Origin of the sequence: Clostridium sp. MB05 (assembly GCF_046581255.1) — a bacterium.
Lineage (GTDB): Bacteria > Bacillota > Clostridia > Clostridiales > Clostridiaceae > Clostridium.
Genome location: NZ_CP174370.1, coordinates 2,104,871 through 2,128,749 on the forward strand (window position 1 = coordinate 2,104,871; position 23,879 = coordinate 2,128,749).

Below are 23,879 nucleotides of genomic sequence, written 5' to 3' on the forward strand. Positions count from 1 at the left end.
TCTTGTTACTTATACCTTGAGATGGTTCTCAGGGTATTTTTTTATGAAAAAATTATTTATATAAAGGGAGATAAATTATGATTAAGAAAAAGGTAATAATAGATTGTGATCCAGGAATTGATGATTCTTTAGCTATAATGATGGCATTAAAATCAGAGGAATTAGATGTTAGAGGTATTACAATAGTATCTGGTAATGTGCATGGTAAAAAAGGAGCAGAAAATGCATTGAAGATTCTTAAAGCCTTAGATAGATTAGACATACCAGTATATATTGGAAGTTGTGATCCTTTAAAGAGGGAGTTAATTACAGCTGAGGATACTCATGGTTCAGATGGACTTGGCGAAAGCTTTTTACCAATGATAGATGAAGTAAGATATAAAGAAGGTGCTGTAGATTTTATTTTAGAGACCTTAAAGTCAAGAGATGTTACAGTAATTGCTTTAGGACCTTTAACTAATATAGCAAAAGCTTTGGAAAAGGATGAGGAAGGAATAAGGAATATGAAGGAATTAGTTCTTATGGGTGGGGCCTTTAAAAGCTTTGGAAATTGTTCTCAAGTTGCTGAATTTAATTTTTGGGTTGATCCCCATGCTACAGAGAAGGTATTTAAAGATCTAAATAGGAGAATTATAATGGTGGGGCTTGATGTTACAAGACAGTGTGTCTTAACTCCAAATTACATAGAGATGATAAAACAATTTAATGAACCATTAGGAGATTTAATAATAAATATAACAAGATTTTATGTGGATTTTCATTGGGCTCAGGAAAGAACTTTAGGGTGCGTTATAAATGATCCTCTTGCAATAGCGTATTTTATTGATCCTGAATTATGTTCAGGCAATGAGTATTATGTTGATATAGTAACAGAAGGGAAGGCTATAGGAATGTCTTTAGTAGATGAAGGAAACTTTTACAGAAAAAGAAGCAATTGCTTAGTTTTAACTGAAGTAAATTCAAAAGATTTTATGAAGATGTTTTTAATAAGAATATTTCCTAATCATAGGGAAGATATATTATCAGTTTTAAATAACGACAAATATGGATTAAATTAGAAGGAGAGTATAAAAGTTATGAATAATAGGGGAAAAAATAAAACAATTTTTATGGGGTTAGCTATAGCTATTAATTTAGTTGGTGGATTTATTGCATTGTCTCTTAAACTTCCAATCTATCTTGATACTATTGGTACTATTTTAGTTTCAATATTATTTGGACCAATAAGTGGAGCAATAGTTGGAGGGTTATCAGCTACAGTTAATGGTATTACATTTGATCCAATATCTTTATATTTTATACCAGTACAATTAGTTTTAGGTATTAGTACAGGAATAGTATTTAAAAGTAAAGAATCTAATGGTATTAAATCTGTTTTTAAAATAGTAGTAATTACATTATTAGCATCAGCAACGGCTGCGGTTATTGCTTCATTTGTATTTGATGGAGTAACAACATCCGGATCAAGTATTTTAGTTGCAATATTAAAAAATTCAGGTATAAGTATTATAACTGCCGTTTTTTCAACTCAAATTTTTACTGATTTATTAGATAAGGCAGTAAGTTTTGGAGTGGTTTTTTCAATTATTGGAATGTTGCCGTTAAATATAAAGAGTAAAATTGTAAGGAATGAATAGAATGAATAGATACAATTCGATAACAGAAAAAAATAGAAGAGAAATAGTATTACTAAAGGCATTACCATGTATCTGGGGAAAGTGTTCATTTTGTGATTATATAGAAGATAATTCAAATGATGTATCAAAAATTAATAAGATTAATAAAGAAGTACTAGATAATGTTAAGGGGATATATGGAGTGTTAGAAGTAATTAATTCAGGAAGTTGTTTTGAATTGCCAAGTGCCACTTTAGAACATATAAGAAAAATAATAAAAGAAAAGAATATTAAAAAATTATTTTTAGAAAGTCATTGGTGTTATAAAAATAGATTACAAGAAATGAGAGATTTTTTTGGTATAGAAATAGTTTTTAAAATTGGAGTAGAAAGTTTTAATAATGATTTTAGAAATATAGTGTTAAATAAAAATGCTAATTTTAAAGATTATAAAGAGGTAAAAAAATACTTTTCCTCAGTGTGTCTATTAGTGGGAATAAATGGGCAAAGTAAAGAAATGATAAAAAATGATATTGATATAGTATTAAATAATTTTGATTATGGAACTATAAATATTTTTACTGAAAATAGTACCAGCATAAAAAGGGATGAGGAGTTAATTAAATGGTTCAACAATGAGTATAGATTTTTAGAAAAAGTAGAAAAAATTGAGGTGTTATTTGAGAATACTGATTTTGGTGTAGGGGAGTAATATAGCTACTATATAAAAGGTTTGAGCGTACTATGCTGATAATATATGATTTCACACACAAAGTGAAGATTTAGTAATAGATAGAGATAATTCTATTTCAAAATATATTAAAGCATAGCTAAGAATAAAGTGATGCATACAAAAAAATAAATAACATAATATTTAATCAAAAAAGCCACGATATATATTATTGTGGTTTTTTTATATAGAAAAAATTTAAAAATAGTGGTATATTATTTAATTATGAATTTATTATAAAAATATAGTAAAATTATAAATATATTAATAAATGCAATTTAAATAAAGCGAGAAAATTAAATAGTTATAGCTGAGGAGTGAATATTTTGGTTAAAATTGCAAAATTAGATTTGAAATTGATGATTCATAGCATATTTATGGGAGTATTAGTAGGTGCATTTACATGGGCATTTCTAAGTTTGGTAACCTTTGGAACTAATTTTATATGGAAGACAGTAGGTGATTTTTTAAATGTGAAATATTGGACGATAGTTATTGCTACTATTGGTGGTGTTTTAGTAGGGCTTACTCAAAAATATCTTGGAGAATATCCCAAGTATATGCCTGAAACTTTAGAGGAGTATAAGAAAAATAAAAGAATAGAATATAAATCTGTAAAAAATTCAATAATTAATTCGTTAACAATACTTTTTTTTGGAGCAAGTGTTGGGCCAGAAGCAGCATTAACAGGTATTGTGGGAGGAATAAGTACATATATTGGAGATAAGATGAAGGAGAGGTTTAAAAAGAAAAATATAGCAGTTGGGAATTCAGATGTTGTAATAGAATATAGTATTCAAGCAAGTGCTAGTATTATATTTAATGCACCTTTATTTGGACTATATACATTAACAGGTGAGGAAGAAAATGATTCAAAGATTCTAAAAAAAATAAAAACTATAGTATATACAACTACTACTGTATCTGGTTTTTTAGCATTTTTTCTATTATCAAAGATTAATCATAGAGAATCATTCATTGTTAAATTCGGAGAGAGTAATATAACAATAAAGGAGATTATTTGGGCAATTCCATTAATATTAATAGCTATGTTACTGGCATATATATATAAAGCTTATGGTGTTATACTTCATAAAGCATTAAAATCTATTGAAAATAAAAAATTACTAAAAGGAATAATCGGAGGAGTAATTATAGGGATATTTGGAACAATTTTTCCTTATACATTATTTTCAGGAGAACATGAGTTGAAAAAACTAGTATTTGAATGGGGCAGTATGTCAGGTTATATGTTGATATTATTATCATTATTAAAACTTCTACTAACTGAGATTTGCTTATCTACAGGTCATAGAGGAGGACACATCTTCCCATTGATTTTTGCAGGTAGTTGTGCAGCTTATGGTGTATCAATGTTATTTTCATTAGATCCAGTTTTTTGTCTTGCTATAATTGTAACAGGTCTTGCAAGTAAGGCAATAGGAAATATGTTTGTAGCAATATTTCTATTAATATTCTTTTTCCCACCAAATGCTATAATACCTATGATAATGGCAGCGGCTGCTGGAAATATGTTTAATAAACTTGAAAATAAAAATTAAAGATACATAAATATAGATCGTAAAATAAAAAAATTATAAGTGAAACATGAATAAAATTAAAGGAAAATCGATAAAAATAGATACATATATTAAAATTAATCAATCTGTGAAAGATAATGTAAGAACGTGTTGACAATGTTTACAAATGGTGATAAACTAAATATAAATAAAGAACGATTTTAGGATTGTAACTGATAGTGCAGGCAAAACCTAAATTAATTTAAGATTTTTTAAGTAATAATACTTAAAAATTTTTATATTAATTTAGGTTTTTTATTTTTTAAAATTCTGTAATAATTGAAATGTATTAGGAAATTAAGAGAGGGAGGTTACCTAAGTGATAATACATAAAGTATTAAATAATAATGCTATTACAATACTTAATGATAATAATGAAGAAACAGTAGTTATGGGAAGAGGAATAGCATTTCAAAAGAAAAAGGGTGATGAGATAGATAAATCCCTTATAAACAAGATTTTTATACTAGAAAATAAGTTAAATACTGATAAGTTAATTAATTTAATTAGTGAAATTCCAATAGAATACATTCAAATAGCAGAAGAAATAATTAGCTATGCAGAAAATAAATTGGAAAAAAAGTTAAATGAAAACATATATTTAACTCTTACAGACCATATAAGTTTTTCAGTAACTAGATATAGAGAAAATACTCTTATAAGAAATTCTATGTTATGGGATATTAAAAGGTTATATAAACAAGAATTTTTAATAGGAATAAAAGCTTTAGAAATAATAAAGGAAAAGGTAGGAATTCAGTTGCCAGAGGATGAAGCCGCCTCAATAGCATTGCATATTTTAAATGGACAACTTAATAAAGATATACCAGAAATAGTGGACATGATGAATATTGTTCAAGAAATACTGGATATTACAAAATATAGTTTAAATATAGATTTTGACGAAGAAACATTAAATTATTATAGATTTGTAACACATTTAAAGTTTTTTGCTGAAAGAATTTTTAACAATAGCTATTATGAAGATACTGATAATGATTTATATTATATGATAATAAACAAATATCCTAGATCCTTTAAATGTAGTAAAAAAATTAAAGAATTTATTGCTATGAAATATGGCAATAATATTACAAAAGAAGAGTTGTTATATTTAACGATTCATATTGAAAGAGTAGTTCAAAAAAAATAATATAAAGAAAGTGTTAGGATTGTAACTGGCAAGGCAGGCAAAACCTAAGTTCATAGTTAGATATTCTATATAGTAGAGTGTTTTTAATGATTGAATTTAGGTTTTTTATATATTTAAAAGGAGGTGAGGCTTATCAAAAAATTTAATTCAATTAAGAATTAGGTTAGGATTGTAACTGTTAAATCAGGCAAAACCTTCAATTCAAAATTATTTCAGAGCTTAATTTAAGTAAAATATTTGAAATGGAGGACTAATTATGGATTTAAAAAAAACAGCAATTGAAATTTTGGAGAAAGTTGGTGGAGAGAAAAATGTAATTCATTTAACTCATTGCGCTACAAGGCTAAGATTTAATCTTAAGGATTCTTCAACAGTAAATAAGGATGAGGTAAAAAAGATTAAAGGAGTTTTTGGAGTTGTTGATAAAGGCGGTCAATTCCAAGTAATAATAGGAAACGATGTTTCTAGTGTATATAATGAATTAATTAAGCTTGGGAACTTGCAAAAGGGATCAGTAGAAGATAGCAAAGCAGAATCAAAGTTTAAGTTTTCAGATGTATTTGATATTATATCTGGGATTTTCGTTCCAATAGTACCAGCTATAGCAGGTTGTGGATTATTAAAAGCTTTCTTAGCACTTTCAACAACACTAGGGATTCTGTCTAAAGATAGTCAGACATATTATATTATGAATTTTGTAGCGGATACAGCATTTTATTTCTTGCCAATTTTATTAGCATACACAGCAGCAATTAAGTTTAAATGTTCGCCATATATAGCTATGGTATTGGGTGGTGTTTTATTACATCCAAGTTTTTCAGCATTAGTTGCTGTAGGTGACCCTGTTAAATTATTTGGATTACCTGTAACATTAGCTAAGTATGGATCATCCGTAGTACCTATTATATTGATAGTTTGGGCAATATCATATGTTCAAAGGTTTTTTGAAAGAGTTATTCCAAAAGCACTTAAACTTGTATTTGTTCCTTTATGTACTATATTAGTTATGGCACCAATTGCATTAATAGTTATAGGACCATTAGGTACTATAATTGGTGATGCTTTAGCTAACGGAATAATGTTTTTAGATAGTAAGGCTACGTGGGTTTTACCAGTAATGATGGGAGCATTTTCACCTTTAATGGTAATGACAGGAATGCACTATAGTATAATCCCAGGAGTATTTGCACAAATGGCATCACAAGGATACCAAACAATTATTCCAGGAATGATGCTATCTAATGTTGCGCAAGGAGCTGCAGCACTTTGCGTAGGAATTAAATCAAAAAATACTGAATTAAAACAATTAGGTACATCAGCAGGAATTACAGGTTTACTAGGAATTACAGAACCAGCATTGTATGGTGTAACTATGAAATTAAAAAGACCACTTTATGCTGTAATGATTGGGGGAGCTTGTGGAGGGCTATATGCTGGACTAACTGGAGTTAAAGCTTATGCTCCTAATGGAGGTTCACCTTTACAATTGCCAGTATATATAGGTCCTGAACTGTCAAATGTAGTTAATATTATAATAGCAATGGCTATATCTTTTGTTGTTACTTTTATTATTACTTGGATATTAGGATTTGAAGATCCAGTTAATGAAGAAGAAATACAAGAAACTATAGAAGAAAAGACAGAGAAAAAGACTCCACTTAATAATAAGATCACTATATCAAGCCCGCTATCTGGAAAAAGTATTTCGCTATCTGAAGTAAATGATGAAACATTTGCTAGTGGAATTGTAGGAAAAGGAATTGCTTTTGAGCCAAATGAAGGTAAAGTATTTTCACCTGTAAAAGGAAAGATTTCGACTATATTTAAAACTAAACATGCCATAGGAATAACTTCAGAAGATGGGGTTGAGATGTTAATTCACATTGGATTAGATACAGTTGAGTTATGTGGAGAACACTTCACTGCTCATGTTAAAGACGGAGATACTATTAGCGTAGGTGATTTATTAGTAGAATTTGATTTAGAAAAAATAAAGGCTAAGGGATATGATGTTGTCACACCACTAATCATTACAAATACAGATAATTATTTGGAAGTGGTACCAAGTGATAATAAAAATGTTAAGTCTGGAGAAACAGTACTAACAATATTGTAGTTAAAAAGTGATCCTGGTCAAAAAAATATTTTTTGACTAGGATCATATAATATCAACAATATAGGTTTCATAAAATATTAAATACTTATTTTTAGGAGGAAGAATATGAATAATAATTTAAATAGATTCCCAGAAGGATTTTTATGGGGAGGAGCTGTAGCAGCTAATCAATGCGAAGGTGCATGGAATGTTGGCGGTAAAGGAGTAAGTGTATCAGATGTAGCTACAGCAGGGGCTTTTGGAGTCCCAAGAGAGTTTACAAATGGAGTTATAGAAGGAAAATATTATCCTTCACATGAAGCAATAGATTTATATCATAAATATAAGGATGATATAAAATTATTTGGAGAAATGGGCTTTAAATGCTTTAGAACATCTATTGCGTGGACAAGAATATTCCCACTAGGGGATGAAGCTGAAGCTAATGAGGATGGTTTAAAATATTATGACGATTTATTTGATGAATGTTTAAAGTGCGGCATAGAGCCAGTAGTTACAATTTCACATTATGAGATGCCTTATGGTCTAGTTGAGAAATACGGTGGATGGAGAGATAGAAGATTAGTTGATTTTTACATTAATTATTGTAATGCAATTTTTAATAGATATAAGAATAAAGTTAAATATTGGATGACTTTTAATGAAATTAATGTTATAGCAGTTAATCCATTTATACCAGGAGGACTTAGATTTACAGAAGGTGAGAACAGAGAGCAGATTATATATCAAGCAGCTCATCACCAATTTGTAGCTAGTGCTAAGGCTGTTGAGTTGGGACATAAAATAAATCCAGAGTTTAGAATTGGTTGTATGATACTATATCCATTAGCATATGCAGAAACATGTAATCCAGAAGATGTTTTAAAAGTAGATGACTTTATGAATAAGAGAACATACTTTTTTGGAGATGTTCAAGCAAAAGGATATTATCCAAATTATATGAAACAATATTTTAAGATAAATAACATCGAAATCAAGATGGAAGAAGATGATGAGAGAATCTTAAAAGCTGGAACTGTAGATTTTATTGGATTCAGTTATTATATGTCTTTAGTTGTTAGTGAAAACAATGATGGAAAGACACTAACTGGAGGAAATATGTCTAAAGGAATTAAGAATCCATATCTTAAAGCTTCAGATTGGGGATGGCAAATAGATCCACTTGGATTTAGAATATCATTAAATAATCTATATAATAGATATGAATTACCTTTATTCTGTGTTGAGAATGGTTTTGGAGCCGTTGATACAATTGAATCAGATGGATCAATCAATGATGATTATAGAATAGATTATTTAAGACAACATATTACAGAAATGAAGAAAGCTATTACAATAGATGGAGTAGAAATGATAGGATACACTCCATGGGGATGTATAGATTTAGTTAGTGCTGGAACTGGAGAGATGAAGAAACGTTATGGATTCATATATGTTGATAAAAATAATGAAGGAAATGGAACATTAGAAAGAATTAGAAAGAAAAGTTTCTATTGGTATAAAAATGTTATTTCTTCAAATGGAGAAGAGTTATAAAATATAATAAAAATATAGCTATACAAAAGAATAAAAAATTTTTGATAAAGCTTATGGAGGTAACAATGAGTAAGATTAAATTCCCAGAAAATTTCTTATGGGGTGGGGCTACTGCTGCAAATCAATTTGAAGGTGGATATAGAGAAGACGGAAAAGGATTAAGCACATCGGATATGCTAACAGGAGGAACTGTTTCAGAAGCTAGAAGAATAACTACTGAATTAGAAGAAGGTACTTACTATCCAAGTCATGAAGCTATTGATTTTTATAATAGATATAAAGAAGATATAGCATTATTTGCAGAAATGGGCTTTAAGACATTTAGAATGTCTATAAACTGGACAAGAATTTTTCCAAATGGTGATGAATTAGAGCCTAACGAAGAAGGGTTAAAATTTTATGATAATGTATTTGCTGAGTTAAAGAAATATAATATCGAACCTTTAGTAACATTATCTCATTATGAAACACCATATGGATTAACTAAAAAACATAATGGCTGGTTAAGTAGAGAAACTATAGATTGTTTCATAAGATACTGTGAAGTAGTATTTAATAGATATAAAGATGTAGTAAAATACTGGTTAACATTTAATGAAATAAATATCACAACACATGGTGGAGCTGCTGCATTTTTAGGAGCAGGTGTATTATTTGACGGCATTAGAGAAATAAAACTTACAGGTTTTGAAGATATGCATTATCAAGAATGTTTCCAAGCATTACATCATCAATTTGTAGCTAGTGCAAAAGCAGTTCAATTAGGACATTCAATAAATCCAGGGTTTAAAATTGGATGTATGATAGCTAACCCTACTTATTATCCTTATAGCTGTCATCCAGATGATATATTATTAGCAGAATATAAAAATGAATTCAGTGTATTTTTATGTGGTGATGTTCAAGTAAGAGGTGAATATTCAGGATTCGCAAAGCGTTACTTTAGAGATAATAATATAGTAATTAAAATGGAAGAGGGAGATTTAGAAACAATAAAAAATGGGACAGTAGATTTTTATACATTTAGTTATTATGCATCACTTTGTGTTACTGAAAATACAGATGTACAAGGCGCTGAAGGAAACTTTGCAAGAGGTGTTAAAAATCCATATTTAGAAGCAAATGAGTGGGGATGGCAAATAGATGCTAAAGGATTAAGATATGTACTAAATAGATTATATGGAAGATATCAAATACCATTAATGGTAGTTGAGAATGGTTTAGGTGCCATAGATACAGTTGAGGAAGATGGTTCAATAAATGATGATTATAGAATAGCGTACTTAAAAGCTCACATTGAGCAGATGAAAGAAGCTATTGATGATGGAGTTGAATTATGGGGATATACTCCTTGGGGATGTATTGACCTTGTAAGTGCAGGAACTGGAGAAATGAAAAAACGTTATGGATTTATATATGTTGATAAGGAAAATGACGGTACAGGAACATTGGATAGGTCAAGAAAGAAGAGTTTTTATTGGTATAAAAATGTAATAAAAACAAATGGTGAAGAGTTATAAAAATTTTAATATTTACTGGAATATTAAAGATATTAAGTATATTTAAATTAAATAGATATAGTAAGGAGTTGTTGTAGAATGATTAAAATAATCAGGAGCACGGCTCCTTTTAAAATTAAAAAACATGTAGTAGTACATTTCTTATTTACGGAAAGTGCTATAAAACTATTAACATCAGTTAAGATATTTAAAAGATATATAACGGTCAGGGGTGATTCTTTAATTTATAATTCATTAGAATATCAATCAAGTATTAAGAGTAAAGCATTTTAGTTAAAATTATGTCTTAGGCTCTCATTTCAAATTACAATAAAAGAAGAAAAATAGCTATAAATATGCTTGCCTTTTTATATAAATCTTATTATTAGTACATTAAGATGCTCCATGTATTTTTTTTCTAATAAGATATGTTAATTGGTTTGCATTTTTAATTTACATTTGAATATATATGTATAAATTTAAAATGGAGGTGTTATAATGAAAAAATCAAAATTGTTTACAGCTTTATTGCTATCTGCTACACTTTTGACATCTTTGTGTACTAATATAACTTTACCTAAAAAAGCTCAAGCAGCTACTACTATAAGAGTTGACCCAAATATGCAATATCAAACATTAGAAGGATTTGGTGTAAATCTTGCTTGGTGGGGAAATACAATTGGAAAATGGCCAGAAGATAAAAGAAACGAAATTGCTGATTTATTATTTAGTGAAGATGGTCTAGGAATTAATGTGCTTCGTTTTAATATTGGGGGAGGCGATGATCCAGGTCATAACCATATGAATTCAGGAAGCTTTGTAAATGCAGAAATGGAGGGTTATCAACCATCACCAGGAGTATGGAATTGGGATGGTGATGCTGGTGAACGTGAAATGTTAAGGTTAGCAAAAGAGAGAGGAGTAAATATATTTGAAGCTTTTGCAAATAGTGCACCATATTGGATGACTAAATCAGGTTGTAGTGCTGGGAATACTCTATCCCTTCCAAATTTCAATACAAAATACGAAAACGATTTTGCTGATTATCTTTTAAAAGTAACTCAACATTTAAAGGATACTATGGGAATAAACTTTAGAACAATTGAACCTTTTAATGAGCCTGATGGTTTTTGGATGGCAGGCCGTCCTCAAGAAGGAATGATAGTAGAACCATGGGTACAAAAAAATATTATAAATGTATTAAAAGCTAAAATTGATTCTGCTCAAACAGGGATTGAAATTACTGCAAATGATTCTTGGAGTATGGATAAATTAGCAGACCATGTGAATCATTATGATTCAAATGCAAAAAATGCTATTTCCCAGTTTAATGTTCATTCATATAGTGGTAGCGATAGAATAGGTGTTAGGGAATACGCTAAGACTAATAATAAGAGATTATGGATGAGTGAATATGGCACAGGCTCGGGTACAGATTTAAATGCTATTTCAAATGGATTAACATTATCAGATACAATTATAAGAGATTTAAGAGATATGAAGCCTGATGCGTGGGTATATTGGCAACCAGTAGAAAATATTGAACAAAGAAGTGATTCATGGGGATTTATACAAGCTCGCTACTTAGATACAACTTATCAGTACACAACTACTAAACAATATTATACCTTTGGACAATTTTCAAAATTTATAAAGGCGGGATATAAGTTAATAGATATAGATGATAAAAATTCTATAGCTGCTTACGATAAAGATTCAAAAAATCTTGTAATTGTAGCAATGAATAATACTTCTAATGATATATCTAATTCTTATAATCTTACTAACTTTGATTCACTTTCAGAAGTTTCAAATGTATTTAGAACATCCAGCACTGAAAATATTGAAAAGAAAGATGATATTTCAATAACTGATAAATGCTTAAATGCAGTTTTACCTGCTAATTCTATTACTACATTTGTGATACCAAATAGTAATTTTACTTCAAAGGGTACTCTAGAAACAATAAATGATATTAATTATACTGGTGATTTCATAAATGGAGAAATTAATAGTAGTGCTGAAATTAGCTTCTTTGGAACTAACATTGAATTATATGGTAGAAAGAGCCCTACATCAGGTATTGCTGCGATTTCTGTAGACGATGGTCCCGAAAAATATATAGATCTTTATAGTTCATCATCTAAAGATTCCACTTATATTTATAGTCCAAGTAATCTACCTTTAGGAAATCATAAGATAAAGATAAGAATTACAGGTGATAAAAATAGTTTTTCTCAAGGAACATCACTACAAGTTGATTATGGGACTGCAATTACTTATACTCCAAATAAAATCGTAATTTTAGATGATGATACTAGAGAAATTTCAGATGTAAAAGTAGCTGTGGAATTTTATATTAATGGTGCAAAACATTATGACTATGAAAATACCGGTGTATTGGATAATACTAAAGAACTTTCATTATTTACAGAGGGGGGTAAATATGATGGAACTCAATGGCTTGGTGATTATCTAACAAACTCAGGAAGTATTTCAGGAGACAAGAAAATAGAAATAACACAATTAGACTATAATAGACCTATCTCTAGTGCTAGAGTATATGTAGATTTCTGGATTAATGGTGAAAGGCATCATGATTATGAAGACATTAATCCATTTAATGGCACTATTACCTTAAAACTAAACGGAACAGGTGGTAGGTATAATGGAACCCAGTGGATTGGAGATTTTCTTAAAAAATAAAATTAAGAAATTATGAATATGGCTGTGTTAGAGGAAATTGTCTAACACAGCCGAAAATATAAAAAGCGTGAAGATAGTAATTTTATTTGGTATAATTATACTTAAATGGAACTAAGGACATTATATATTTTTTAATATAAACATATGGAGGAATTAAATGGAGAGAATTTTGATTGTGGAAGATGATGAAGATATTAGAGATATATTAAAAATCTATTTAAAGTCTGAATCTTTTGAGATATGGGAAGCAGAAAATGGTAAGGAAGCTTTTAAACTTCTTGAAAATAAAGAACCAGATTTAGTTATTTTGGACTTAATGTTACCAGATATAAATGGGCTAAATATTTGTAAAAATATACGTACAAAATATAAGTATCCTATAATAATGATTACTGCTAAGACTGCAGATCAAGATAAAATAATAGGTCTTACTTATGGTGCAGATGATTATATCACTAAGCCTTTTAACCCACTGGAAGTTATGGCAAGGGTTAAAGCTCAGCTCAGACGATACAAGGAGTATGGAGAAGAAACAAAGGAAGATAATACTATATATTATAAAGGGTTAATCTTAGATAGAAAAAGTAAGAATGTTGATTTAAATGGAAAGGAGCTAAAACTAACACCTACAGAATTTAACCTTCTTGAAATATTACTATTAAACAAAGGACAAGTCTTAAATGGAGAAAAATTGTTTCATCTCCTTAGGGAGGATGAGTATTATTCAAAATCTACAAATACAATAACAGTTCATATTCGAAACTTAAGAGAAAAAATGGAGGAATCTTTTGAACATCCTGAATATATTAAAACTGTTTGGGGGGTAGGTTATATCATTGAAGCGTAAAAAATGGAAATGGAATTATTATGTTTTAGCTTTTTTTATATTTATAGGAATAATGGTATTTATTGATTTTGAATTGGAAGGAATTGTAGCAGAATATTTTGAAAAGCAAATATTGTACGATAGAGAAAAAGTAGCGTTTTTAGGGGAACGTACAAGGGGAACCTTTTATTGGCCACACCTTAAAGATATATTGACACTTATAGCTGTTGGAGGTTTTGCTATTTTAGAAATTGTTGTTTACTTTACAACAAGATATTCTCGAAATAAGGAACGAAAAAAAATAATATATCAGTTGGAGCAAAGAATAGCTTTATTAGCTAAAGAAGAGGTACCTGAAAAAGTTCAAGAACTAAAGATTATTGATTCTCAAATAAATAAGATTATACATGAGAATGAAATTGTAAGACAGGAAATAGCAATAGAGATGAGTAAAAAAAATGACCTTGTAACCTACTTAGCACACGACTTAAAGACTCCATTAACAAGTATCATTGGCTATCTCACAATCTTAGATGAATCTGAGGTGCCAGAGAATGTGAGCCGAGACTATATTAAAAAACTTCTGGGAAAATCTCATAGACTGGAAGACTTAACTAATCAGTTTTTTGATATTGCTCGTTTTAGTCTTCATGAAATTCCTTTGAATAAAAGTTTATTAAATGCAGAGTTTTTCCTAGAACAGTTGACTGAAGAACTATATCCACTACTTAGAGATAAAAACTTAAGAATTGATATAAATATTCCTCCTAATATGAAGATTTATGCCGACGGATCACTATTTGCTAGAGTGTTAAATAATTTATTAAAGAATGCCATAGCATATAGCAACAAGAATTCTGTCATAAAAATAAACGGAAGAATAGGAGAATATAGTATACAATTATTTGTGGAAAATGATGGTGACGTAATAAGTGAGCAAGAATTAAAACTTATATTTGAAAAATTCTATAGAAGAGATCAGTCAAGGAGTCAATCATCTGGAGCAGGACTTGGATTAGCTATTGCAAGAGAAATTGTAGAAAGACATCAGGGATCTTTAGAAGCTGAAAGTCAGGATGGACATACTGTATTTATTATTACTTTACCCAATTCTTAATAAAATCTTTATAAATACTAAATAATTTATGAATAAACCTTTCTTTTATCTTAGTTATACTGAAGATAGAAGAAAGGTTTTTTATTTTGCTTTAATTAAGGAGGAAAAGATATGAAATTATTTGTTTATAATCTTTCTAAGGAGTTTAAAGATTTAAAGGCTGTTGATGGCATAAATCTTGAATTTACTCCAGGAATTTGGGGGCTTTTAGGACCTAATGGCGCAGGAAAAACAACATTAATGAGAATGATGGTTGGAAATATAAAGCCAAGTAAAGGGAAAATAATGCTAGATGATGTAAATATTGCTGAACTTAGGAATGCATATTTGGATAAAATAGGGTACTTGCCTCAGCAATTTGGATATGATAAAAATCAATCAGTGGAAGATTTTCTCCATTATATTGGATCTTTAAAAGGGATGGATAAAAAGTTAAGAAATGAAAGAATCAGTGAATTATTAAGTCAATTTAATTTATCAGAAGTCAGAAAGAAAAAGATTGATAAGCTTTCTGGAGGTATGAAACGTAGAGTTGGAATATGTCAAGCTATGTTAAATAATCCTAATATTTTGATTGTAGACGAGCCAACTGTGGGTTTAGATATTGAAGAAAGAAGAAGATTTCGTAAGTATTTAACAACAATAAGTAAAGAAAAAATTGTTATTTTATCTACACATATTGTTTCAGACATTGAGTTTATTGCTAATTATCTTGTAATTATGGAAAAAGGTGAAGTAATTGCAAATGGAGAAAGTGATTCTTTAATTCAAAGACTTGATGGTAATGTATTTGAGACAGTTGTTCCAGAAAATGAAATGAAAAGGATAGAAAATGAATATAGAATTATGAATTTTCGTAATGAACATGGGGGCCAGGTTACAATTCGCTATATTGCAGATGTTCCATTACCAAATAGTAAGTTAGTTCCACCTTCTCTTAATGATTTTTACCTTTCAAAAGTGAAGGAGGTATAAAAATGGATATATTTTTTCAAGAGTTAAAAAGACAGCTTAATTTTAAAAGGCTGATAACATATATATTAATTGCAATTACATTAGCAGGATTATGGGCGTGGTTTATTGTAGGGGGTGCTACTGAGGGCTTTATGCAGACAGGATGTTACAAAGACTATAAAGGTAAAGCGGCAATAGAAGTGGCAGCTAAGGATAGAAACGTTACTGCTGGAGAAATGACTGAAGATAAATTTCAAAGAGGTTGTGATACGTTTCTCAACTCATTAAAGAGTGATGGTGAAAAAAGTAATATCGTGATGACTAAAGACCTATTAGAACATGCTGTCTATGCTGACATTTTAGTTATGCAAGAGTTAAGACTTAGAAACATGAGAGGAGAGTCTACAGAGCATCTTTTGGATATTCCGAAGGATGCAGGAAGACATTTTTATGAAAATGAAGATCTTTATTATCGTGATTATATTGATAAAAACGCACATAATGAAAGTGAAAAGGCATTAGCTCTTTCAATTTGGAATAGCGTAAAAAAACCTTATACTTATTATAGTGGATTTACACAATGGGCTAACGGAATTGAACATATGATGTTTTTCTCATTTGTTCTTATGATTATGGGAGGAATTTTTGCAGGTTCCATTATAGCGAAAGATAAAGAAAATGGAATGGATGAGATTATCACAACTACAATGAAGGGTAGGAAAAACCTCACTGTAGCAAAGATTGTTATACCTTGGGTTATGGCATTTATTATCTATCTTTGTGGAGTTGGTGTTTATGTTGTGCTTCTGAGACTTTTATTGCCTGCTGATGCTTTAAATACATCAATACAGGTTTTTAGTGAAAGCTTTCTTCCATACAACCAAGGTGAATTACTTAGAAATTTATTTGTTTTTGGAGCTATAGGAATTTTAACAGTAGCAAGCTTTTCTACTTGGATTTCATCTATAGCTAAGAAATCTTCAAAGGCAATTCAATTCTCTATATTGACAATACTAGGAGCTTTTCTATTAGGTGTATTTATTAATATAGATGCTCCAATTATTGATGTAATTAAAATATTGTTACCTGGAGGAGCAACATTTTCATATCTACAATTCGTAGGATTGTCTAAGTTCCCTATGATAACACTTTATGGAAAAGTTTTCTTAATACCATCAATTTTGCTAATAGTAAGTGGAGTTATATTCTTACTTAGCACAGTATTCACCGCATTAAACTATAGAAGGAGGTAAAGAGATGATATATCAAGAGTTAAAGCGTCGACTTTTTACAAGATATGTACTTTTCTCAATAATAGGGATACTTCTTTTGACTATTGGATTAAATGCAATACTGATAGTAGGAGAGAAAAATCTACCTGAAGTACTAAAAGAAGAAGCTGTTTATTCTGGTGAAATAACGGAAGATAAATTATGGCTAGGACTGAAAAAGGTAAGAGATGAAAAATCAGATGAAATAAAATATCGATCACTTTTAACTTTTATAAACGGTTTAGTTAAGGTTCATCCTGAAGTGTTATATGGTGAAAATAGAATTGAAGACTTTCCAGATGATTATGCAAAAAATTTTTATGAGTGTTGGAGAAAAAAATCTATTGCACTTATAGAAAAAATTCCTAAAAAGAATCAAGCAAAGGCATTGGAAGAACTAAACAAGGTAAAGACGCCTTTTGTTAAGTATCCAGGATATTATTATTGGAATTTAGGAATTGATAATCTTAAAGTTATTTATCTAATAATTATCTTTATGGTGACATTTTTTGCAGCAGCTACTTATTCTGATAGCATGGAAGATGGTAGTATGGAAATTATTTATGCAACAAAGCTGGGAAAAAGAATGATGGCTGTTCGCCTTCTGCCGGTTATGATATATGGTCTACTGTTAACTTTAGTGGCAACAATTGGCACGGTGTCAGTTCTAGGTTCGGCTACGGGACTTCAGGCTTTGAAGAGCAGTTTAAAAGTATTTGCGTTATTTTCTATAGGAAACTTTACATTAGGAGGGGGAATACTCTTGATATTTGTAAGTGAACTTTTGGGAGTAATGGCTTTAACAACTATTATGGGATGGATATCCTACAAAACAGCAAATACAAATTTGACTACAGCAATAGGAATTTCAATAAATATTTTCTACATTATCATGGCTTCATTTATCAAGATACCAGGGAGATTCTTTCAATATATCTTAAATGCATTGCCACTGGCATCATCACAGGTGATAAATGAAGTTTCTGGATTTCATTTCGATATGTCGATTTGGAGACCATATGCAGTTATGATGAGTATGGTTGTGGTGTTTATTGCATTCGGTATGCTACTCAGTCATGCAATTTGTAGAGAAGAAATATAATTAACATAGAAATAAAAAGAGTATGTTGTAGAGCTAATTTAATAATAACTTAATAATGTGTCTAAGTAATTAAGGAGAACCAAGTCAAGATGGAGGAGGTTCTCCTTCTTCTTTTTAATATGCTGAAATTTTACATGGGAAAAATTATTTTAAATTAACTAAGTGATCGTGGAGTTAAGTATAATGAAATTAGATGAGTTTTTTTTAATAGAAATATAAACAGTAAATAAAAAAATGAGAGAAAATAATTTTATTTACGTTATATAAGGTGTAAAGGCTTTTACAAAACTATTAGATTGGAGAAATTTCAATGAGTTGTACTGAAAAAAATTATATTGATAGACTGAAAAAAGGAAAAGAGGATGCTTTAGAATTCATAGTAGATAAATATTTAGGCTTAGTTAAATCAGCTGTATATAAAGTACTTTCACCACTTGAAAGAGATGGAATTATTGATGAATGTATAAATGATGTATTTCTTTCAGTATGGAATAATACAGACAAATTCACTGGTGAAGAAGTAGATTTTAAAAAATGGATATATAAAATAGCTAAGTTTAAAGCTATTGATTATTACAGAAAAGAAGTTAAAAATTCTGATGTAAGCTTAGAAGACAAAGAAATAACTACTAATAGATTAGTGGAAGATGAAATTATTACTATGGAAAATAGGAATGAATTAATAAAGCTAATAAACACTCTTGAACCTTTAGATAGAGAAATATTTACTATGAAATTTTTATTAGGTGTAAAGTCAGAGGATATAGCTAAAAAATTAAAAATGAGCAGAACGGCTATAGATAACAGGATTTACAGAGGTAAGAAGCTACTTAGTAAACAAGCAACTAGATTGAATTTGGAGGTAATGTAATATGAAGGATATTTATGAATTAATAAATGATGTAGATATAGATGAAAGTGAAATTGAAACAATGGAAGTATCAGAAGTTGAAAAAGCAAAAGTGAAAAATTATTTAAAGAAATGTATAAATAAAAATAGAGGATGGAAGAAGAAGAGGCTAGTTGCAGCAGTGTTATGTTGTTCATTGGTTGGAAGTATTGGAGCAGTTGGAATAACAAATCCAGCATATGCAGCAGAAATCCCTATAGTTGGAGATATATTTAGATTTTTAGATAATGGCAGAACAGGTGCATATGATAAATATAAGGATTATGCAGATATAGTAGATTTTACGCAAGAAAGTAATGGTATTAAGATTACTATAAAAGAAGCAATATTTAATGGAAGAACATTAACATATACTTATGAAATAAAAAGTGATAAAGATTTAGGGGAGAATCCACTTTTTAATATGCATGGACCTAGACTTACTATAAATGATTATAATGGAAGCACAGGAGGAAATTCTGGAGTAAAAAAAATTGATGAGAATACTTATGTAGGTCGAGAAAATATTACTATAGATGAAGAAAGAAAAGCTATAAGTTTTGAACTAAACTTTGCAGATATAGGAGATATGAGTTCTGAGAGTTCTAAAGAAATAAAGGGAAATTGGAATTTTAAAATTAATCTAAAGGCATTGGATAATGTTAAACAATCTGTAAATAAGGAGACTGAAAAAAATGGAGTTAAATTAAATATAAAGAGCATTTCTAAGACTGAAGTATCATTTACCTTAGACTATTTTCAAGAAGTTTCTAAAGAATTACAGGAAAAATATTTTTCTGTAGATATTCCAATACTAGAAGTAAAAGATGACTTAGGAAATGTTTATACTGCAACAAGTTGTACAACAAATGCAGGTAGTGAAGGAAGATATTCAGGAGATTCTATGTCAAACTTTGGCAGACTAGATCCAAATGCAACTAAGCTAATAATAACTCCTAAGGTACATTTATCAAATGATGTACACCAAGTATCAGGTAATGGAGATGGTGAACTTACATTGGACGATATTGTGATTGAGCTAGAAAAATAATTTATTTGGGAAACCTAGAGGTTTTATAGAGAATAACAAAATAATATTTTTATTTAATTTTTTAATAAGAAGCTATTGGAATTATTATTCTGATAGCTTTTTTGTATTACATAAAATTAAGGATTAGATATTAGATTAATTCATATAAAATGTTGACAAGGAAACAAAAATGTAATAATATTGTTTCTGAGGAAACAAAATTATAAATATTATTTTATTAGGTTTCTAAGGGAGGTTTTTAAAGTGGATAATATCAATACTATTATGGAGAGTTTAAAAAGTATATATGAAAAGGAAGAAGCTATAGGAAAATTAGCATTTAAAGGTGAATATGAAGATTATGGGATTTCAGAAATACATTGCTTAGATTTTATAGGGAAAATAAAGGAGCCTAATGTTACTAAAATATCTCAAGATATGAATATGACAAGAGGTGCAATAAGTAAACTGTGCAAAAAGCTTTTGAGTAATAATCTTATTGTTAAATATAAAAAGCCAGAGAATGACAAAGAAATATATTTTAAGTTAACAGAATCAGGTGAAGAATTATATAAATATCATGAAATAAAACATAAGCAATGGGAAGAAAGAAATAATAATTTCTTTAAAGATATAACTGAGGAAGATCAAGAGATTGTAGCTAGATTCCTAATAAAATTTAATAACTATTTAGATAAAATAATAGAATCATCGGAGGAAATATAATATGAATTTACATTTAACAGAATTTAATATTCCAGAAAAAATATTGAAGTGGGGAGACTCACAGCCAGCACATCAAAGGCAACATATAGGAACTCATATAGATTGCTATAATCTATCAAGTATAGAGTTAGCATCAAAAATAGATGTTAGGGTAGTAGATGCTAGAAATTTAGATATTATAGACGTTAATATATTAGATAATTTATCAATTAAGGCAGGCTCTTTTGTAATATTTAGAACAGGATACTTAGAAAGCTATGGATATGGAAGTGAAGAGTATTTTAATACTAAATCAAGTCCATATTTAACTAATGAACTTATAGATAAATTATTAGATTGTAATGTAAAATTAATAGGTATTGATTTAAGTGGAATTCAACATGGTAGAGCTCATGTAGAAATAGATAAATATGTTGAAAATAAAGGAGCTTACGTTGTAGAAAATATATGCAATTTAGATAAAGTTACTTCTGAATTCAAGGCGAATCTAAATTGGATTCAGTTAGATGGAGCTACAGCGATAAAAGTTGAAATTGAAACTTTATAAATTACTTATAAAACCTCACTTAGTAATAATGCTAAGAATAATACCCAAAATAAGTGTAAAATATATATAATATGAACTATGGGTTTTTTTATTTACTTTATAACGGAATTATAATATAGTATTACAGAAAAAGAAAAATGATTTATTGAATAATTTATAATGTTCTTGATTCTAAGATATGTAAATTGAGAATTCATGCAAATAAATGATTATAAATTATATAGAGGTACAAGGAGTAATAGTATGAATTATTGTTTTAATTGTGGAACTAAGTTAATAAACAAGCAGTGTAATAATGATGGAGAAATTCCATATTGTAATAAATGTGAAGTATTTCATTTTCCTACTTTTAGTTCAGCTATAAGTGCAGTTATTTTGAACCCTGATAAAAATAAAGTATTACTTATACAACAGTATGGACGATTAGATAATATACTTGTAGCAGGATATATTAATAAAGGCGAAGATGCAGAACAAACTTTAGTAAGAGAAGTAAAAGAAGAGATAGGTCTTAATATTAAAGATTATCAATATATGAAGAGTAGATATTTTGAAAGAACTAACACTCTAATGTGTAATTTTATTTGCACAGCGGATAGTGAAGATTTAGGACAAATTAATGATGAAATTGATAAAGCACAATGGTTTACTTTCAAAGATGCACTAAAAAATATTAAAAGCGAAAGTTTAGCAGAGGAATTTTTAATATATGCTCTTAAAAAAATGAATTATATATAATAAAGCTAAATAATTAACTGGACTAGATATATTATGAAAACTTTAGATAAAGGCGCTGAAACTAATAATAGAAATTTCAGTAGTAAATTTATTTAGAAATAGAATTAATCTCATGTAATCATTTGCTATCTCAATATGATTGTAGTATAATTAACAAATAAAGATTTATTTTTGATTGATTATAATTAATTTGTAGGGTAATTATTGTTTTGAAATTTAAGGAATGACTAAATTATTCATATTTTATAAACTTAAAATTAGGAGAAATTTATATGAAAGAATTTAGTGTTAGTACCAATATTTATTTTGGAGAAGGTTCTTTAAATCGATTAAGTGAAATAAAAGATAAAAAAGTGTTAATTGTATGTGACAAGTTTATAGAGTCTTCAGGTATGGCTGCAAAGATTCAAGAAAGATTAGTTAATTGTGAGGTAACTATATTTAGTGATATAGTACCAGATCCTTCAGTGGAAATTATTGCTGCTGGTATTCAAAAATTAAAAGCTTGTGGTGCAAGGACTATTATAGCTCTTGGTGGTGGATCTTCAATTGATGCAGCTAAGGCTATAAGAGAATATTCAAAAAAACTTCTAGGTTCAGATTTTGAAATAGAAGAATGTTTTGCTATTCCTACTACAAGTGGGACAGGTTCTGAAGCTACTCAATATGCAGTAATAACTGATAAAAAGGAAGGCTTAAAATATGCCTTATCAGACAAATCACTTCTTCCTATGGTAGCAATACTTGATCCTGAACTTGTAACTTCTGTACCTGCAGCTATTACAGCAGACACAGGTATGGATGTAATTACACATGCAATAGAGGCTTATGTTTCAAAGGATTCTAATGATTTTTCTGATGCTTTAGCAGAAAAAGCTCTTTCTTTAGCTGTTAAATTTTTACCAGAGGCTTTTGCTGATGGAAATAATTTATTAGCAAGAGAAAAAATTCATAATGCATCTTGTTTAGCAGGAATGGCTTTTAACTCAGCAGGGTTAGGTATTACACATAGCTTAGCACATGCTGTAGGAGGAAAGTTGCATATATCTCATGGGAGAAGTAATGCAATAATACTTCCTCACGTTATAGAATATAACGCTAATTTAAATATAGATAATTATAATAAAGAATATGATTTAGCTGCTAGAAAGTATCAAAGATTAGCAAAGGTGTTGAATTTACATGCTTCTACAGTACCTATTGGAGTTAACAATTTAATTAAATGTATTGTTGACCTTCAAAAGAAACTAATGATTCCTACTACATTAAAGGAGCAAGGATCAGACTTAAACTTACTAAATGAAGTAAAAGAAGAAATAATAACTGCTGCTATGAAGGATATTTGTACAGCTACAAATCCTAGAGAGGCAACAAGAGAAGATTTATTAAAGATTTTAGATAAAGTTTCAGGAAGTAAATAGTTTAATTAAAACCACTCAGAAATGAGTGGTTTTTTGTTCGATTTTTTTGTGGTTCTGTTTTAACATAGTGCATTAGTTATTTTAAAAGTAAGTAGGCAGTCTATAAGCCGCTATGGATTCTGTATGAACCTAGTGAATTATTGATGAGGTGACTATCATATCAACATTTTCATTTAACACAGCCTTTTATTTAAAATAGATAGAGAAGGATAACGCAAAATTATATGCATTTAAAATAACCATATATATAAATATTAAATATTGAAAATAACTTAAATTTTAAGTAAACTATAAAGGTGGAAGATATGTAACTGAATTTCAT

At 29.0% G+C, this 23,879-nt stretch carries 20 protein-coding genes; all 20 read left to right on the plus strand.

All coding sequences use genetic code 11. The annotated features are described in order from the left end of the window. Window positions 1-77 precede the first annotated feature (77 nt). The 20 genes from ACH36K_RS09855 to ACH36K_RS09950 all read left to right on the plus strand — a co-directional run bounded on the left by ACH36K_RS09855 (window position 78) and on the right by ACH36K_RS09950 (window position 23,557). Window positions 78-1,058 (plus strand): nucleoside hydrolase, encoded by a 981-nt coding sequence (locus ACH36K_RS09855; RefSeq protein ID WP_411167459.1) that lies wholly within the window; start codon window positions 78-80, stop codon window positions 1,056-1,058. An 18-nt stretch (window positions 1,059-1,076) separates the two neighbouring features. Continuing rightward, window positions 1,077-1,637, plus strand: coding sequence for an ECF transporter S component (locus ACH36K_RS09860; RefSeq protein ID WP_411167460.1), 561 nt, complete (start codon window positions 1,077-1,079; stop codon window positions 1,635-1,637). A 1-nt stretch (window position 1,638) separates the two neighbouring features. Further along, the gene (locus tag ACH36K_RS09865) at window positions 1,639-2,328 is read left to right on the plus strand and encodes a radical SAM protein (protein WP_411170685.1); all 690 of its coding nucleotides are present in this window, start codon (window positions 1,639-1,641) and stop codon (window positions 2,326-2,328) included. 344 nt (window positions 2,329-2,672) lie between these two features. Then, window positions 2,673-3,908 carry a chloride channel protein gene (locus ACH36K_RS09870; protein ID WP_411167461.1) on the plus strand — a complete coding sequence of 412 codons (1,236 nt, stop codon included), beginning with the start codon at window positions 2,673-2,675 and terminating at the stop codon, window positions 3,906-3,908. A 337-nt stretch (window positions 3,909-4,245) separates the two neighbouring features. Beyond that, a complete protein-coding gene (gene licT / locus ACH36K_RS09875; RefSeq protein WP_411167462.1) occupies window positions 4,246-5,079 on the plus strand; it encodes a BglG family transcription antiterminator LicT in 834 nt (277 codons plus the stop codon). A 256-nt stretch (window positions 5,080-5,335) separates the two neighbouring features. Then, window positions 5,336-7,195 carry a beta-glucoside-specific PTS transporter subunit IIABC gene (locus ACH36K_RS09880; protein WP_411167463.1) on the plus strand — a complete coding sequence of 620 codons (1,860 nt, stop codon included), beginning with the start codon at window positions 5,336-5,338 and terminating at the stop codon, window positions 7,193-7,195. Window positions 7,196-7,300: 105 nt separating this feature from the next. Continuing rightward, on the plus strand, window positions 7,301-8,731 hold the full coding sequence (locus ACH36K_RS09885; RefSeq protein ID WP_411167464.1) for a 6-phospho-beta-glucosidase: 1,431 nt from the start codon (window positions 7,301-7,303) through the stop codon (window positions 8,729-8,731). Window positions 8,732-8,796: 65 nt separating this feature from the next. Beyond that, entirely contained in the window at window positions 8,797-10,251 is a 1,455-nt protein-coding gene (locus tag ACH36K_RS09890; RefSeq protein WP_411167465.1) for a glycoside hydrolase family 1 protein, read from the plus strand. Between the two features lie 477 nt (window positions 10,252-10,728). Then, complete coding sequence (locus ACH36K_RS09895) at window positions 10,729-12,936, plus strand: glycoside hydrolase family 30 protein (protein ID WP_411167466.1); 2,208 nt, start codon at window positions 10,729-10,731, stop codon at window positions 12,934-12,936. A 157-nt stretch (window positions 12,937-13,093) separates the two neighbouring features. Then, on the plus strand, window positions 13,094-13,783 hold the full coding sequence (locus tag ACH36K_RS09900) for a response regulator transcription factor (RefSeq protein WP_411167467.1): 690 nt from the start codon (window positions 13,094-13,096) through the stop codon (window positions 13,781-13,783). After that, window positions 13,773-14,879, plus strand: a complete 1,107-nt coding sequence (locus tag ACH36K_RS09905; RefSeq protein ID WP_411167468.1) for a sensor histidine kinase — start codon at window positions 13,773-13,775, stop codon at window positions 14,877-14,879. The genes ACH36K_RS09900 and ACH36K_RS09905 overlap by 11 nt, the downstream gene beginning before the upstream one ends. Window positions 14,880-14,990: 111 nt before the next feature. Further along, entirely contained in the window at window positions 14,991-15,854 is an 864-nt protein-coding gene (locus tag ACH36K_RS09910) for an ABC transporter ATP-binding protein (RefSeq protein WP_411167469.1), read from the plus strand. Between the two features lie 2 nt (window positions 15,855-15,856). Next, complete coding sequence (locus ACH36K_RS09915; RefSeq protein WP_411167470.1) at window positions 15,857-17,086, plus strand: ABC transporter permease; 1,230 nt, start codon at window positions 15,857-15,859, stop codon at window positions 17,084-17,086. Between the two features lie 4 nt (window positions 17,087-17,090). Further along, the gene (locus ACH36K_RS09920; protein ID WP_411167471.1) at window positions 17,091-18,206 is read left to right on the plus strand and encodes a hypothetical protein; all 1,116 of its coding nucleotides are present in this window, start codon (window positions 17,091-17,093) and stop codon (window positions 18,204-18,206) included. A gap of 310 nt (window positions 18,207-18,516) precedes the next feature. Then, entirely contained in the window at window positions 18,517-19,077 is a 561-nt protein-coding gene (locus tag ACH36K_RS09925) for a sigma-70 family RNA polymerase sigma factor (RefSeq protein WP_411167472.1), read from the plus strand. Window position 19,078: 1 nt separating this feature from the next. After that, window positions 19,079-20,146 (plus strand): DUF4179 domain-containing protein, encoded by a 1,068-nt coding sequence (locus ACH36K_RS09930; protein ID WP_411167473.1) that lies wholly within the window; start codon window positions 19,079-19,081, stop codon window positions 20,144-20,146. A gap of 264 nt (window positions 20,147-20,410) precedes the next feature. Next, a complete protein-coding gene (locus ACH36K_RS09935) occupies window positions 20,411-20,851 on the plus strand; it encodes a MarR family transcriptional regulator (protein WP_411170686.1) in 441 nt (146 codons plus the stop codon). Between the two features lies 1 nt (window position 20,852). Then, window positions 20,853-21,398: a cyclase family protein gene (locus ACH36K_RS09940; RefSeq protein ID WP_411167474.1), complete on the plus strand. Its 546-nt coding sequence runs from the start codon at window positions 20,853-20,855 to the stop codon at window positions 21,396-21,398. 243 nt (window positions 21,399-21,641) lie between these two features. Further along, entirely contained in the window at window positions 21,642-22,136 is a 495-nt protein-coding gene (locus tag ACH36K_RS09945; RefSeq protein ID WP_411167475.1) for an NAD(+) diphosphatase, read from the plus strand. A 272-nt stretch (window positions 22,137-22,408) separates the two neighbouring features. Continuing rightward, window positions 22,409-23,557 (plus strand): 1-propanol dehydrogenase PduQ, encoded by a 1,149-nt coding sequence (locus ACH36K_RS09950; protein ID WP_411167476.1) that lies wholly within the window; start codon window positions 22,409-22,411, stop codon window positions 23,555-23,557. Window positions 23,558-23,879 lie beyond the last annotated feature (322 nt).

Bases quoted from the DNA above. Each gene is read 5' to 3' on its own strand.
- ACH36K_RS09950 (WP_411167476.1), top strand. From the start codon at position 22,409: ATGAAAGAATTTAGTGTTAGTACCAATATTTATTTTGGAGAAGGTTCT.
- ACH36K_RS09940 (WP_411167474.1), top strand. From the start codon at position 20,853: ATGAATTTACATTTAACAGAATTTAATATTCCAGAAAAAATATTGAAG.
- ACH36K_RS09885 (WP_411167464.1), top strand. From the start codon at position 7,301: ATGAATAATAATTTAAATAGATTCCCAGAAGGATTTTTATGGGGAGGA.
- ACH36K_RS09865 (WP_411170685.1), top strand. From the start codon at position 1,639: ATGAATAGATACAATTCGATAACAGAAAAAAATAGAAGAGAAATAGTA.
- ACH36K_RS09855 (WP_411167459.1), top strand. From the start codon at position 78: ATGATTAAGAAAAAGGTAATAATAGATTGTGATCCAGGAATTGATGAT.
- ACH36K_RS09935 (WP_411170686.1), top strand. From the start codon at position 20,411: ATGGAGAGTTTAAAAAGTATATATGAAAAGGAAGAAGCTATAGGAAAA.
- ACH36K_RS09920 (WP_411167471.1), top strand. From the start codon at position 17,091: ATGATATATCAAGAGTTAAAGCGTCGACTTTTTACAAGATATGTACTT.
- ACH36K_RS09860 (WP_411167460.1), top strand. From the start codon at position 1,077: ATGAATAATAGGGGAAAAAATAAAACAATTTTTATGGGGTTAGCTATA.
- ACH36K_RS09910 (WP_411167469.1), top strand. From the start codon at position 14,991: ATGAAATTATTTGTTTATAATCTTTCTAAGGAGTTTAAAGATTTAAAG.
- ACH36K_RS09945 (WP_411167475.1), top strand. From the start codon at position 21,642: ATGAATTATTGTTTTAATTGTGGAACTAAGTTAATAAACAAGCAGTGT.
- ACH36K_RS09925 (WP_411167472.1), top strand. From the start codon at position 18,517: ATGAGTTGTACTGAAAAAAATTATATTGATAGACTGAAAAAAGGAAAA.
- ACH36K_RS09930 (WP_411167473.1), top strand. From the start codon at position 19,079: ATGAAGGATATTTATGAATTAATAAATGATGTAGATATAGATGAAAGT.
- ACH36K_RS09900 (WP_411167467.1), top strand. From the start codon at position 13,094: ATGGAGAGAATTTTGATTGTGGAAGATGATGAAGATATTAGAGATATA.
- ACH36K_RS09880 (WP_411167463.1), top strand. From the start codon at position 5,336: ATGGATTTAAAAAAAACAGCAATTGAAATTTTGGAGAAAGTTGGTGGA.
- ACH36K_RS09895 (WP_411167466.1), top strand. From the start codon at position 10,729: ATGAAAAAATCAAAATTGTTTACAGCTTTATTGCTATCTGCTACACTT.
- ACH36K_RS09890 (WP_411167465.1), top strand. From the start codon at position 8,797: ATGAGTAAGATTAAATTCCCAGAAAATTTCTTATGGGGTGGGGCTACT.
- ACH36K_RS09915 (WP_411167470.1), top strand. From the start codon at position 15,857: ATGGATATATTTTTTCAAGAGTTAAAAAGACAGCTTAATTTTAAAAGG.